Raw genomic sequence first — 13458 nt, 5'->3', positions numbered from 1 at the left:
ACGGGGCCCCGGCGCCACCCGCCGTCCCGGAGGCGGCGGGGGCACCGGTCGGCGCCTGCGGGATCGGCGGCAGGCCGGCGGGGGCGGCCGTGGCCAGGCGCAGCTGTCTGCCCGATCGCGTGCCGCCGACCGGCGTGCCGCTCCCGGCACGACTCGGCGCCCCCGAGACGCCGAGGCGAACCCGGAAGCTGGCCGCCGTGCTGTTCAGACTCGCCGGGTCGGACGGGACGACGACGGCGCTCGGTCCCGCGGGCTCGCTGTGCCCGCCGAGAGACCGGCCCCCTATCGCTCCGGCACGCCCCCCTGCTGGGCGGGTGGGTGTTCTGATGTCCACACTTCACTAACCGAGTAACCCGCCGGAAGGACACTGCGTTCGGGTGCTTCGGACGGCGCCGGCTTCGTTCCGGGGACGGCCGACCCCCGCCACCCGGCGGAACGTCCGGCGGGTGGCGGGGGTGAGTGGGGTCAGCGGGGCCCAGGCCGGGTCCAGGCGGGCCCAGGGGCGGCTCGGGGGCGGCTCGGGCTCAGCTCAGCGGCGGCGGGCGATCTCGTAGAGGGTGATGCCGGCGGCCACACCGGCGTTCAGCGACTCCGCCGCGGACGAGATCGGAATCCGGACCGTGAGGTCGCAGGTCTCGCCGACCAGCCGGGACAGCCCCTTGCCCTCCGAGCCGACCACCACGACCAGCGGGCCGGACACGTCCAGCTCGGTCAGCTCGGTGTCGCCGTCCGCCGCCAGCCCGACCACGGTGAAGCCGGCCTTCTGGTAGCCCTCCAGGGCACGGGTGAGGTTGGTGGCACGGGCCACCGGGACGCGTGCCGCCGTGCCCGCGGAGGTCTTCCACGCCCCCGCCGTCATCCCGGCGGCGCGCCGCTCCGGCACCACCACCCCGTGGCCGCCGAAGGCCGCCACCGAACGGACCACCGCGCCCAGGTTGCGCGGGTCGGTGACGCCGTCGAGCGCCACGATCAGCGGCTCCTCGCCCGCCTCGAAGGCGTGCTCCGGCAGGTCGTCCGGGTGCGCGTACTCGTACTCCGGCACCTGCAGGACGATGCCCTGGTGGTTCAGGCCGTTGGTCATCCGGTCCAGCTCCGGGCGCGGCGCCTCCATCAGCGGCACCTGGCGGTCCAGGGCCAGCTTCAGCGCCTCGCGCACCCGGTCGTCGCTGTCGATGAACTGCGCGACGTACAGCCGGGCCGCCGGCACGCCGGCGCGGAGCGCCTCGACCACCGGGTTGCGGCCGACGACCAGCTCGCTGGTGCCGCGTCCGCCCCGGCCGGCCGGACGGCGCGCGCCGCCCCCGGAACGGGTCTGCGCCCGCTTGGCCGCCGCCTCGGCGCGGCGCTTGGCCGGGTGACCCGTGCGCATCTCGGCGGGCGGGGTCGGCCCCTTGCCGCGCAGGGCCTTGCGGCCGTGGCCACCGGTGCCGATCGTCGCACCCTTCTTGGAACCAGGGTTGCGGCGGTTCCTCCGCTGGCTGTTGCCGGCCATGGGTGGTGGTGTCCCTTCAACGTCTCAACGTTTTCGGCCCCGGCCGCTCACCGGCCGGGGCTGCCGGTCCGCGGGCCCCGGGGGACCCGTGGACGCCGTGGACCTCGCGGCCCCTGGACGCCGTGGGCCGGGCGGCCCGCCGTCGTCGGTGTCGTACTCCCGCTGGCGTCACGCGCGGGTGCGCGCCGCCGCCCAGCCGGCGCGTTCAGCCGGGGGGCCCGGCCGGAGCGTTCAGCTGGAGCGGGGCTGGCCCAGCGACCAGCGGCTCCCGGTGGGGCTGTCCTCGATGGTGAGGCCGGCCTCGAGGAGCCGCTCCCGGATGGCGTCCGCCGTCGCGTAGTCCTTGCGGGCCCGCGCCGCCTGCCGCTGCTCCAGCACCAGGGCGACCAGGCCGTCCACGACGCCGGCGAGCGCCGCCGCCTCGGCCTGCGCGGCCTCGCCGCCGGCCCAGTGCGCGTCCAGCGGATCCAGCCCGAGCACTCCCAGCATGGCACGCAGCTCGGCCAGACGGGCCAGCGCGACCTCCTTGTCGTCCCCGGCCAGGGCGGCGTTGCCCTGGCGGAGCGTGCCGTGCACCACGGCGAGGGCCTGCGGGACGGAGAAGTCGTCGTCCATCGCCTCGGCGAACGCCTGGGGCACCTGGCCGCCGGAGGTCTGCTCGACCGCCGCGTCGCCGACCAGCTCCACGGTGCGCCGCACGAACCCCTCGATGCGCTCGAAGGCCGCCTCGGCCTCGCGCAGCGCCTCCTCGCTGTACTCGATCATGGAGCGGTAGTGCGCGGCGGCGAGGTAGTAGCGCAGCACGATCGGCCGCCAGCGCCGGACCATCTCGGAGACCAGCACCGAGTTGCCCAGCGACTTGCTCATCTTCTCGCCGGAGAGGGTGACCCAGGCGTTGTGCACCCAGTAGTTGGCGAAGCCGTCGCCGGCCGCCCGGGACTGCGCCAGCTCGTTCTCGTGGTGCGGGAAGATCAGGTCGATGCCGCCGCCGTGGATGTCGAACCGCGGGCCGAGGTAGGCGCGGGCCATCGCGGAGCACTCCAGGTGCCAGCCCGGCCGGCCGCGCCCCCAGGGGGTGGGCCAGCTCGGCTCGCCGGGGCGGGCCGCCTTCCACAGGGCGAAGTCGCGCGGATCGCGCTTGCCCAGCTCCCCCTCCCCGGACGGCTGGCGCAGGCTCTCCAGCTCCTGCCGGGACAGCGCGAGGTACTCGGGGAAGGAGCGCACGTCGAAGTAGACGCTGCCCTCGGCGGCGTAGGCGTGACCGCGATCGATCAGCTCCTGCATCATCTCGACCATCTGGGTGACGTGGCCGGTGGCGCGGGGCTCGACGCTGGGCGGGAGGCAGCCGAGCGCGTCGTAGGCGGCGTTGAACGCCCGCTCGTTGGCGTAGCCGATGGCCCACCACGGCTCGCCCGTCTCCGCGCTCTTGCCGATGATCTTGTCGTCGACGTCGGTGACATTGCGGCAGAAGGTGACCCGGTAGCCGCGGTGCTCGAACCAGCGCCGCATGATGTCGAAGTTCAGGCCGCTGCGGATGTGGCCGATGTGCGGCGGGGCCTGCACGGTCGCACCGCACAGGTAGATGGAGACGCACCCCGGGACGAGCGGGGCGAACTCACGGACCTGGCGGCTTGCGGTGTCGTACAGGCGAATGCTCACGGAACCAGGGTAGTGGCCGGGCGCCGGGGATTGTACTGACCCGCCGTCAGTGTGGTGGGGGGTGGGTTGGGGGTGGTGGGGCGGGGCTGGCCCGGCCTGGGGCAGGGCTGGCCGGCTCTGGGGGCGGGTTGGGTTGGGCCTGGGGGCGGGGGCTGGCCGGCTCTGGGGGGCGGGGGCGGGGTTGGCCGGGGTCGGGGCGAGGGCTGGCCAGGTCTGGGGGTGTGGCCGGGTCTGGGGGTGGGCCGGGCGAGGCGGGCGGAAGTTATCCACAGGCTGTGGATGGGGGGCTGCGCCGGGTTGCCGCCGCATGGGATCCTGAAGAAAGGGGGTCCCCCCAGGCCGATGGGGGGTTTGGGCGGAAACGCCTGGCATGTCCCTGGCGTCGGGCCTCAGCCCTTCAGGCCTCCCAGGCCACGAGCCTCCAGGCCTCCCCCGGCCCCGAGGCCACGAGTCCCCACCCGCCGCCGCCCCGAGAGCCCCGAGAGCCCCGAGAGCTCCGAAACTCCGAGAGTCCTGAGCCCTGGGGCCGCGGGGCGGCAGGGGGGCGGCTACGGGTGGGGGCGGGCGTCGGGGGTCGGCTCGGTGGCGATGACCATGGCGGTGGCGATGGCGGCCAGCCCCTCCGCGCGGCCGGTCAGGCCCAGGCCGTCCGTCGTGGTGCCGGAGACGGACACCGGCGCGCCGACGGCCGCGGCCAGGGCCGCCTCCGCCTCCGCCCGACGGGTGCCGATCTTCGGGCGCACGCCGATCACCTGGATCGCCACGTTCCCGATGGTGAACCCCGCCCGCCGGACGATCGCCGCCGCCTCGGCGAGCAGCGTCACGCCGGAGGCGCCCGCCCACTCGGGGCGGCTGGTGCCGAAGTGGGCGCCGAGGTCGCCGAGGCCGGCCGCCGAGAAGAGCGCGTCGCAGGCCGCGTGGGCGGCGACGTCACCGTCGGAGTGGCCGGCCAGCCCATACCGCGAGTCGGGCCAGCACAGGCCCGCCACCCACAGTTCGCGGCCCTCCTCGAAGGCGTGCACGTCCGTGCCGACGCCCACCCGGGGCAGTCGCGGCGGCGTCGCCTCCCGCGGCGCAGGGGCCGCGGCGTGCTCGGCCGGGACGACGGGAACGACACCCAGCGCGTCGACCGCCGGACGTCCGCCCCGGGGCGGCACGGCGTCGGACGGAGGCCGCAGATCGGACGGCGCCTGGGCGTCGGACGAGACCCGAGCGTCGGCCGCGGTAGGGGCGGGCGGCGTGGTGCGCACTCGGGGGAAGACCCGCAGACCGGAGGCGGATCCTCCGCTTGCCGAACCCACCCGGCCGGTCGGACCCGTCGGGCCCGTCGGACTCTTCGGGGCACTCCCGTCGCGACCGCCGGCCCCACCGCCCATGGGACGAGCGTCCACGGGACGGGCGTCCACGGCAGGGGCGTCCACGGGACGACCGTCAGCGGCCCCCCGGTCGCCGGTGTGCCCGGCCCGGCCGGTGTCAGAAGCCATCGGCGGCCCTCCGGCGCACCAGGACCGCCTCCGCGAGGACGAGGTCCAGCGGGCGGGTCACCTTGAAGGCCTCCTCCGCCCCCGGCACCACCACGACCTCACGGCCGAGCCGCTCCACCAGGCCCGCGTCGTCGGTGGCCACCTCGCCGCCGGACTCCAGGGCCGCGCGATGGGCCTCCTCCAGCACCTCGCGGCGGAACCCCTGCGGGGTCTGCACCGCCCGCAGGGTGTCCCGGTTCGGCGTGGCGACGACCGGTTCGGGCGCGCCCGGCGCGGCGGAACGGACCTGCTTGAGCGTGTCGGCGGGGCGGATGCCGGGGACGACCGCCTCGGCGCCGTCCCGGACGGCTCCTGCCACCGCGTCCACCAGGTCCACCGGAACGAGCGGGCGCGCGGCGTCGTGCACCAGGATGATCTCGATGTCCGCCGGGACGGCCTCCAGCGCCAGGCGGACGGACTCCTGCCGGTTGGCCCCGCCGGCGACGACGGTGACCTCCTTGCCGCGCAGGCCGTGGTCGCGGAGCAGGGTGCGCACCCCGGCGACCCCGTCCGGCGGCGCGGCCACCACGACGAGGCTCACCGCACGGGCGCTGAGCAGCGCGCGCACCGCGTGCACCAGGATCGGTACACCGCCGAGCTCGCGCAGGGCCTTGGGGGTTCCGGGTCCGAGTCGTTCGCCCCGTCCGGCGGCGGGGACGACGGCTGCTGCGTTCAGCTTGGTTCCTCGAGTCGTGCGTGTTGCGTACGGGCGGGGGTCTGGAGTGCCCGCGCGCGACAGCCACACCCGCTCGCGGCCGCCACACGGGCACACCTGTGGGAGATGTTCACCACTGTGGCGACCCTACGCCCTAACGGGGCGTGCGGGACCGCCGCGGTGGCGACCCGACTCACCGACAGCGGGTCGGGTCGCCACCGCGGCGGTGACGTGCACCGGCTCCGGCAAGCGGCCGACCGGCGTTGACGGTCGGGGACTTGCCCGGATGGCCGGGGTCTCAGGAGGCTCTCGCCAGGCCCGACGACGCCCAGGTTGGCCTCAGGAGGCCAGGACCTCGTCGAGCAGCGCCTCGGCCTTGTCCTCGTTGGTGTTCTCGGCCAGCGCCAGCTCGCTGACCAGGATCTGCCGCGCCTTGGCGAGCATGCGCTTCTCGCCGGCGGACAGGCCCCGCTCGCGCTCGCGACGCCACAGGTCGCGCACGACCTCGGCGACCTTGATCACGTCACCCGACGCGAGCTTCTCCAGATTCGCCTTGTAACGTCGTGACCAGTTGGTGGGCTCTTCGGTGTACGGTGCCCGCAGCACCTCGAAGACTCGGTCCAGGCCGTCCTGACCGACCACGTCGCGTACGCCCACGAATTCCGCGTTGTCAGCGGGCACGCGAACGGTAAGGTCACCCTGGGCGACCTTCAGCACCAAGTAGGTCTTGTCCACGCCTTTGATCTGGCGAATCTCGATCGCTTCGATCAGCGCGGCCCCGTGATGGGGGTAGACCACGGTGTCGCCAACCTTGAACGTCATGTGACAGGTACCCCTTCCGTGGCTATCCAGAATAACACGGAAATGCCCCCATCCCGGTGACGTTTTCGCAGGTCAGGGCAGATTCCAGGGCTTGACAACGGACCCTCGAACATGCTGTGCGCCCGATTTGTCCAGTCTTTACGACAGCCCCGAACCGCCCGGCAAATCGTCCCGCCCACGGCCCTGACCGGCGCACTCGTGGCCGGTCACGGCCGGATCCAGAGGGGATCCGCAGGCCGCCCAGCGGGTGGGCAGAGCCGATCCGCAGCCGATCCGCAATCGATCCGTAGCCGATCAGCGACCGCGTCGCGGCCAATCCGGCCGATCAGCTACCGCCGGACCTCGGACAACGACATCCGGTCGGCCGCGGCGCGCAGGACGAGACGGGATGCCACCGGACGACACCGGGCGATTCGGACGGCCGGAACAGGACGAACCGAGCCGGCGCCGGAGCCACCCATCGCCCCGTTCGCGGCGCGAACGGCCGCAGACCGCTCCCCGGTTCGGCGGGATCCCGGGCGACCCGGTGCGGCGCCGAGAAACCGCCTGGATAACCTTGGCCCGTCCCTCCCTCCTCACCCTCCCCCCACGGCCCTCGGGCAGCGGGGCCCGACGGGCAGGAGGGGCCCGTGCTCCCAGCCGTCCAAGGAGTTGCCGCCGCCGTGAGCCGCAGCCTTCGACGCGGCGCCCTCGCCGCCGCCCTCACCCTCGCGTCCCTGCCCCTCGCCGCGGCCTGCGCCGCCGGGACCGACGCGGACACCCTGCAGATCAAGCCGGACAACGCCACCACGGACCTCGGCGCCCTGAGGATCCAGAACGTGGCCGTGGTGGTGGGCGAGGACGGCACCGCCGCGGTGACCGGGTCGATCACCAACACCGGCGCCGAGCCGGCGGTGCTGGAGTCGATCACGCTGGACGGCGCGGCCACCCCGGTGCAGCTGCTGCCGGCCGCCGACGAGTCCGGCGCGACCGCCACCGAGGTCACCGTCGCGCCGAACGGCCAGGTCCAGTTCGGCGGGGAGGGCAACGCCCAGGCGCTGGCCCCCGCCGGCACCGCCGTGGAGCCGGGCAGCTTCCACGACGTGACCTTCCGCTTCGCCGAGCAGGGCGAAACGATGCTGCAGGCGGCCGTGTACGAGGGCGAGGGCCTGTACGCCGACGTCGCCCCCACCCCCACGGCCTCCCCCACCGCCTCGCCGGCCGCCTCCCCCGCGGCCAGCACGTCCCCCGCCGCCGGCGAGTCCGCCGAGGCCGGGGAGGGCGCCGCGGACCAGGCCGGGGCGTCGGCCTCCGCCTCCGCCTCGTCCTCCGCCTCGTCCTCCGCCTCCGGGGCCGCCTCGGACGCCGAGGGCGCCGAGGCCGGGCACTGACGGCCCGGGGAACCACGCCACCGCCGCGCCGTCCGGCCACCCCCGCGGGGGCGGTCGGACGGCGGGCAGACGAACGGCGGCGGGGGAGGACCATCGAACGGATGGTCCTCCCCCGCCGCCGTTCCGACCACGGACGTGGACGCCGGGGCGGGGCCCCGGGCACCGACCGCTAGCTCTCGAACTTGTAGCCCAGACCGCGCACGGTGACCAGGTAGCGCGGCGCGCTCGGGTCCGGCTCGATCTTCGCCCGCAGCCGCTTGACGTGCACGTCCAGGGTCTTGGTGTCGCCCACGTAGTCGGCGCCCCACACGCGGTCTATCAGCTGCATGCGGGTGAGCACCCGGCCGGCGTTGCGCAGCAGCATCTCCAGCAGGTCGAACTCCTTCAGCGGCAGGTCGATCTCCCGGCCTGCCACCGTCACCCGGTGCCGGTCGACGTCCATCCGCACCGGCCCGGCCTCCAGGGTGACCGAGCCGCCCTCGTCGTCGCCGTTGCGGCGCAGCACGGCCCGTATCCGGGCGACGAGCTCGCGGCTGGAGTAGGGCTTGGTGACGTAGTCGTCGGCGCCGATCTCCAGGCCGACGACCTTGTCGATCTCGCTGTCCTTCGCGGTGACCATGATCACCGGGACGTTGGAGGTGGCGCGGAGCTGCCGGCACACCTCGGTGCCGGGAATGCCCGGCAGCATCAGGTCGAGCAGCACCAGGTCGGCACCGCTGCGCTCGAACTGCTCCAGGGCGTCCGGGCCGGAGGTGGCCTGGGCCACCTCGAAGCCCTCCTTGCGGAGCATGTAGGAGAGCGCGTCGCTGAAGGACTCCTCGTCCTCGACGACCAGAACACGGGTCACGGGTGGAACCTCCGGGAAAGGCGTGATTCCGCCTGCGGCATCAGGCCGGACGGGTAGCGCGGGGGGCCACGCCGTCGTGGCCGGGTGCGCTGTCGGGATCGGTGTGGTGGGGCGCCGGCGCGCCGTCGGGCGTCGGCGGCTCCACGCTCTCCCGCGGCCGGTCGCGGGACGGCTGTGCGGCTGGCAGCCGCAGGGTGAACGTGGAGCCCTGGCCCTCCACGCTCCACACCGTGACCTCTCCCCCGTGGGAGGCCGCGACGTGTTTGACGATGGACAGACCCAGGCCGGTGCCGCCGGTCGCCCGGGAGCGGGCCGGGTCGATGCGGTAGAAGCGTTCGAAGATCCGCTCCCGGTCCCGCTCGGGGATGCCGATGCCCTGGTCGGTGACGGAGATCTCGATCTGCCGGCCCTCGGTGTCGGGCGCGGGGCGGGCGGCGACGCCCACCCGGGTGCGGTCCGGGCTGTAGTTGACCGCGTTCTCGACGAGGTTGCCGAGCGCGGCGACCAGCTGGCCCCGGTTGCCCATCAGGTAGAGGTCGGAGGTGCCGCCGGTGACGAAGGTGATCTCCTTGGCGGACGCCTGGTGCCGGCAGCGGTCCACCGCCTCGGCGATGAGCTCGTCGACCGCGACGGGTTCGGTGTCCTCGAACGGGTCGTCGTTCTGCACCCGGGACAGGTCGATGAGCTCCTGCACCAGGTTGGTCAGGCGGGTGGCCTCGATCTGCATCCGGCCGGCGAACCGGCGGATGGCCGGCGGGTCGTCGCTGGCGTCCAGCACCGCCTCGGAGAGCAGGGCGAGGGCGCCCACGGGCGTCTTGAGTTCGTGGCTGACGTTCGCCACGAAGTCGCGCCGGATCGCCTCGATCCGGCGGGCCTCGGTGCGGTCGTCGACCAGCAGCAGGATCAGCCGGGAGCCTATGGGGGCGATCCGGGCGGAGACCGCGAGGCCGTCGGACTTGCCGCCTCCGGAGGGCAACTCCAGTTCGACCTGGCGGATCTCGCCGTCCCGCCGGGTCTCCCGGGCGACGTGCAGCAGTTCGTCGACGGCCAGTCGGCCGCCGCGCACCAGTCCGAGGGCGTAGGCCGCCGGGCTGGCCTTGACGACGGCGTCGGACTCGTCGAGGACGACGGCGGAGGACCTGAGCACCGACAGCACGGTGTCCACCCCGGGCGGCAGCGGTGCCTCGCCCCGCGGCGGGGTGCCGGGGGCGCCGCCACGCTGTTCGCGTTCGCTCCAGCGGAAGGCCAGGGTGGCCACCACGCCGGTGCCCAGCCCGACCAGCGCGCTGGAGGCGGCGGCGGCCAGATTCAGGTCCATGCTCCCAGGGTAGGCGGAACCAAATCCCCCTTTCCTCCCCCTAAGCAGGAGCCTTCGGACATCGGCCCCCAATGTTCACCCTGGCGTCCATCATGGTTCACCTTGCGGGAGTCGCCTGGCTTCCAACCGCACCCATACCGTTGAGGTAACGTGTCGGTTTTTGCCCCTGTGTGACCACCGCTCACGGTGTGCAGTGGGAGGAGACGCGGTCGTGTCCCCTCGCGGAGGCCCACCGGCGGCCACCACCGGGACCCTCCCCCAGGGCCCGGCGCCAGGGCCAGCTGAATCGATCCGCCCGCCGCCGGCAGCTCCCGGCGCGGACCGCCACCGCCGGCGGCCACCGACGCCCGCCGACGCCCGCCGTTCCGAGAACGCCCAGACCCGCTCCAAGACAGCCGCAGGACCGTTCAGAACCCGCCCGGAACCCGATCAGAACCAGCGCCACCGTAGACCGGACCAGCTCAGACCCGAGCCGCGACGCCCGCGGCGACAGCCACGACAGCCACGACAGCCACGACAGCGACGACAGCAGGCCAGAAGGGACGACGCCGACCATGCGCAACGCCTATCACGAGGAACTCTCCGGCATCGGGCGAGGCCTGGTGGACATGGCCCGCTTCTCCGCCCAGGCCGTGGAGCGGGCCACCGCCGCCCTCCTCGACTCCGATCTGCCCACCGCCGAGCAGATCATCGCCGAGGACGCGCGCCTGGACGGCATGCACCACGACCTGGAGAACCGGGCCATCACCCTGCTCGCCCGCCAGCAGCCGGTGGCCACCGACCTGCGCCTGGTGGTCACCTCGCTGCGGATGGGCACCGACCTGGAGCGCGCCGGCGACCTGGCCCAGCACGTGGCCAAGCTCACCCGCCTGCGCTACCCCGAGTCCGTGATCCCCCAGGAACTGCGGCCGATCGTCCGCGACATGGGCCGGCTCGCCAAGGAGCTGATGCTCAAGACCGCCGAGGTGCTCGACGCCCGCGACGTCGACCTGGCGCTCACCCTGGAGGGCGACGACGACCAGATGGACCTGCTGCACCGCGAGCTGTTCCAGCACATGATCGACGGCCGCTGGAAGCACGGCATCGAGACGGCGGTGGACGTCACCCTCTGCGGGCGCTACTACGAGCGGTTCGCCGACCACGCGGTGGAGGTCGCCAAGCGGGTGGTCTTCCTGGTCACCGGCGAACACGCGGACGACTTCGTCGTCGAGTCCTGAGCCGTCCGGTACGGCGACGGGCCCCCTGCCCGCGCGCACGGCGCGGGCAGGGGGCCCGTGGGGCCCCCGCGGGGCCGGGGGTCCTACTTCTTGCCCTGGTTCTTGACCGCCTCGATGGAGGCCGCGGCGGCCTCCGGGTCCAGGTAGCGGCCGCCCTCGACGACCGGGCGGAAGTCGGCGTCCAGCTCGTACAGCAGCGGGATCCCGGTGGGGATGTTCAGGCCGGCGATGTCCTTGTCGGAGATGCCGTCCAGGTGCTTGACCAGCGCCCGCAGCGAGTTGCCGTGCGCGGCCACCAGCACGGTGTTGCCGTCCAGCAGGTCCGGCACGATGCCCTCGTACCAGTACGGCAGCATCCGGTGCACCACGTCCTTGAGGCACTCGGTGCGCGGCCGGATCTCCGGGGGCAGCGCGGCGTAGCGGGGGTCGTCGGACTGGGAGAACTCGGCGCCGTCCGACAGCTCCGGCGGCGGCACGTCGTAGGAGCGGCGCCAGAGCATGAACTGCTCCTCGCCGAACTCCTCCAGGGTCTGCTTCTTGTCCTTGCCCTGAAGGGCGCCGTAGTGGCGCTCGTTCAGGCGCCAGGAGCGGCGCACCGGGATCCAGTGGCGGTCGGCGCGGTCCAGGGCGATCTGGGCGGTGCGGATCGCCCGGCGCAGCAACGAGGTGTGCAGGACGTCGGGCAGCAGGCCGGCCTCGGCGAGCAGCTGCCCGCCGCGCTCGGCCTCCTTCTCGCCCTTTTCGTTGAGGTCAACGTCGACCCAACCGGTGAAGAGGTTCTTCGCGTTCCACTCGCTCTCGCCGTGGCGGAGCAGGATCAGCTTGTACGGAGCGTTCGCCATGGCTCCGAGCCTAGTCGAGACCCCGCCGGGGCTCGTCCCGGTCCCGGTCGATCCCGCCCGGCCGTGCTGCGCCGGGGTCGTCGGGCCGCTCCGGGGCCTCGGGACGCCGGGTGAGGTGGGCGAAGGCGGCCAGGTTGTCCAGCGACTCTCCGTGTTCGGCCCGCCACTTCCACTCCTTGCGGATGGCCGTGGCGAAGCCCATCTCCAGCAGCCGGTTGAAGCTGCCGTCGGCGGTCTCGAGGACCGAACCGAGCAGCCGGTCCACCTCGCGCGGGGTCACCGCGGAGAGCGGGAGGCGGCCGACCAGGTAGACGTCGCCGAGCCGGTCCAGGGCGAACGCGACCCCGTACAGCCGGGTGTTGCGCTCCAGCATCCAGCGGTGCACCGCGTCGGCGTTCTCGTCCGGGCGGCGCATCACGAAGGCGTTGATCGAGAGCGAGTGCCGGCCGAGCACGAGCGAGCAGGTCGTCTTCAGCCGCTGGACGCCGGGGAGGGTGGCGACGTAGGTGCCGGGGGGCTCTTCCTCCCACTCCACGCCCGCCTCGTCCAGGGCCTGGGCCAGCACCCGGGCCGCGTGGCGCCGCTCGCTGTCGGTCATGCCGTCCTCCCGCCGTCCTCGGCGATGATTCGTCGTTACCCGAGAGTAGGGCCCGGCGTCCGGCGGCGCCCAGCCGACACCGGGGCGGGACGGTCGGCCTCGCCGGACGCGGCCGGGGCGGCGTGCGCCTGGAGCAGCAGCCGGCCCAGCCGCAGCGGCCGGTACAGCACGCTGCGACCGCTGCGCCGCCCCTCCACCAGGCCGGCGGAGCGCAGCACCGCCAGGTGCTGGGAGACGGCGCCGGGGGTCACGCCCAGCCGGCGGGACAGCTCGGTGGTGCTGGCCGGCCCCTCCGCCAGCGCCGCCAGCAGCCGCGCCCTCGGCCGGCCCAGCAGTCGGCCGAGCTCCACCGACGGCTCGGGCACCGGCGCGGCCCACACCGCGCCCAGGCCGCGTGCCGGGTAGCAGATCAGCGGGGACTGGTCGTCGTCGACCGGGAAGTGCACGGAGCGGGCGAAGAGCGTCGGCATCAGGCAGCAGCCGCGCCCGCAGACCCGGCGCTCCATCTCGCCCAGGCTCGGCTTGTCGATCAGCAGCGCGGCGCCCTCCCAGCGCACCGCCGGGTGGATGCTGGCGAACAGCGCCCGCGCGCCGCCCGCGACCAGCCGCTCCCCGCGGTGCCGCACGTCCGCCTCCAGGACGTCCCGGATGCGCGGCCAGTGCGGGGCGAGGTGGCGCCGGTGGTGCGCGGCGAGCTGCTCGACGAGGCGGGCGAGGAAGACGTCCGGGCCGGCGTCCAGGGCCCGGCGCAGCCGCTCGGGCAGCCCGGTGTCGTGTACGGCGCGCAGGTCCTGCAGGACGCGCCGCTCCGGCACCCGGGCCAGCCGGTCCAGCTCGTCCTCGAAGACGTCCCGGTTGGAGAGTGGAGTGGGGGTGAGGAAGTCCGGCAGGTGCCGCCGGCGGCCGACCAGGGAGAGCAGCAGCGGCACGTCGACCGGCCCGGGATTCGCCCGGACGGCGCGTGACCAGCGCAGATGGGCGGGGAATCGCTCCGGCGCGGCGAGCGCCCACAGGCTCGCCGCGGTCTCGTGCAGCGGGGAGACGGCGAACCGCAGATCGGCCATGTCCTCCGCGTCGAACCGGATGGTGATCACCGCCCCACCTTTCCGTCCCCG

At 74.2% G+C, this 13458-nt stretch carries 12 protein-coding genes; 2 read left to right on the top strand and 10 right to left on the bottom strand.

What is annotated here, in order from left to right:
- Positions 1 to 529: 529 nt before the first annotated feature.
- The 5 genes from rlmB to FHU37_RS22705 form a co-directional block, all read right to left on the bottom strand.
- Positions 530 to 1492, bottom strand: a complete 963-nt coding sequence (gene rlmB / locus FHU37_RS22725; RefSeq protein ID WP_179816547.1) for a 23S rRNA (guanosine(2251)-2'-O)-methyltransferase RlmB — start codon at positions 1490 to 1492, stop codon at positions 530 to 532.
- A gap of 231 nt (positions 1493 to 1723) precedes the next feature.
- A complete protein-coding gene (gene cysS, locus FHU37_RS22720; RefSeq protein ID WP_179816546.1) occupies positions 1724 to 3151 on the bottom strand; it encodes a cysteine--tRNA ligase in 1428 nt (475 codons plus the stop codon).
- A 548-nt stretch (positions 3152 to 3699) separates the two neighbouring features.
- Complete coding sequence (gene ispF / locus FHU37_RS22715) at positions 3700 to 4200, bottom strand: 2-C-methyl-D-erythritol 2,4-cyclodiphosphate synthase (RefSeq protein WP_179817294.1); 501 nt, start codon at positions 4198 to 4200, stop codon at positions 3700 to 3702.
- Positions 4201 to 4624: 424 nt separating this feature from the next.
- On the bottom strand, positions 4625 to 5350 hold the full coding sequence (gene ispD, locus FHU37_RS22710) for a 2-C-methyl-D-erythritol 4-phosphate cytidylyltransferase (protein ID WP_179817293.1): 726 nt from the start codon (positions 5348 to 5350) through the stop codon (positions 4625 to 4627).
- A 318-nt stretch (positions 5351 to 5668) separates the two neighbouring features.
- Positions 5669 to 6151 (bottom strand): CarD family transcriptional regulator, encoded by a 483-nt coding sequence (locus FHU37_RS22705; protein ID WP_031525269.1) that lies wholly within the window; start codon positions 6149 to 6151, stop codon positions 5669 to 5671.
- Between the two features lie 662 nt (positions 6152 to 6813).
- On the opposite strand from FHU37_RS22705, the gene FHU37_RS22700 reads away from it, so the two are divergent.
- Positions 6814 to 7521: a copper chaperone PCu(A)C domain-containing protein gene (locus tag FHU37_RS22700; protein ID WP_179816545.1), complete on the top strand. Its 708-nt coding sequence runs from the start codon at positions 6814 to 6816 to the stop codon at positions 7519 to 7521.
- 169 nt (positions 7522 to 7690) lie between these two features.
- Here the strand turns inward: FHU37_RS22700 and FHU37_RS22695 are convergent, their stop codons facing one another.
- Together FHU37_RS22695 and phoR are read right to left on the bottom strand one after the other, a co-directional pair.
- Positions 7691 to 8368 carry a response regulator gene (locus FHU37_RS22695; protein WP_179816544.1) on the bottom strand — a complete coding sequence of 226 codons (678 nt, stop codon included), beginning with the start codon at positions 8366 to 8368 and terminating at the stop codon, positions 7691 to 7693.
- A 40-nt stretch (positions 8369 to 8408) separates the two neighbouring features.
- Positions 8409 to 9686, bottom strand: a complete 1278-nt coding sequence (phoR, locus tag FHU37_RS22690) for a two-component system sensor histidine kinase PhoR (protein ID WP_179816543.1) — start codon at positions 9684 to 9686, stop codon at positions 8409 to 8411.
- A 554-nt stretch (positions 9687 to 10240) separates the two neighbouring features.
- Here phoR and phoU point away from each other — a divergent pair.
- The gene (gene phoU / locus FHU37_RS22685) at positions 10241 to 10903 is read left to right on the top strand and encodes a phosphate signaling complex protein PhoU (RefSeq protein ID WP_179816542.1); all 663 of its coding nucleotides are present in this window, start codon (positions 10241 to 10243) and stop codon (positions 10901 to 10903) included.
- Positions 10904 to 10986: 83 nt separating this feature from the next.
- Here phoU and FHU37_RS22680 read toward each other — a convergent pair whose 3' ends face one another.
- The 3 genes from FHU37_RS22680 to FHU37_RS22670 are packed head-to-tail and all read right to left on the bottom strand — an operon-like array spanning position 10987 to position 13437.
- Positions 10987 to 11745, bottom strand: a complete 759-nt coding sequence (locus tag FHU37_RS22680; protein ID WP_179816541.1) for a phosphoglyceromutase — start codon at positions 11743 to 11745, stop codon at positions 10987 to 10989.
- A gap of 10 nt (positions 11746 to 11755) precedes the next feature.
- The gene (locus tag FHU37_RS22675) at positions 11756 to 12343 is read right to left on the bottom strand and encodes a type III secretion system chaperone family protein (RefSeq protein ID WP_179816540.1); all 588 of its coding nucleotides are present in this window, start codon (positions 12341 to 12343) and stop codon (positions 11756 to 11758) included.
- A 35-nt stretch (positions 12344 to 12378) separates the two neighbouring features.
- Positions 12379 to 13437: an ArsR/SmtB family transcription factor gene (locus FHU37_RS22670; RefSeq protein ID WP_312892804.1), complete on the bottom strand. Its 1059-nt coding sequence runs from the start codon at positions 13435 to 13437 to the stop codon at positions 12379 to 12381.
- Positions 13438 to 13458: the final 21 nt, after the last annotated feature.

The organism is Allostreptomyces psammosilenae (genome assembly GCF_013407765.1).
In the GTDB taxonomy this organism is placed as follows: Bacteria; Actinomycetota; Actinomycetes; order Streptomycetales; family Streptomycetaceae; genus Allostreptomyces; species Allostreptomyces psammosilenae.
The sequence above is the reverse complement of the archived record's forward strand: the minus strand, read 5'-3'. Positions and strand labels throughout refer to the sequence as shown.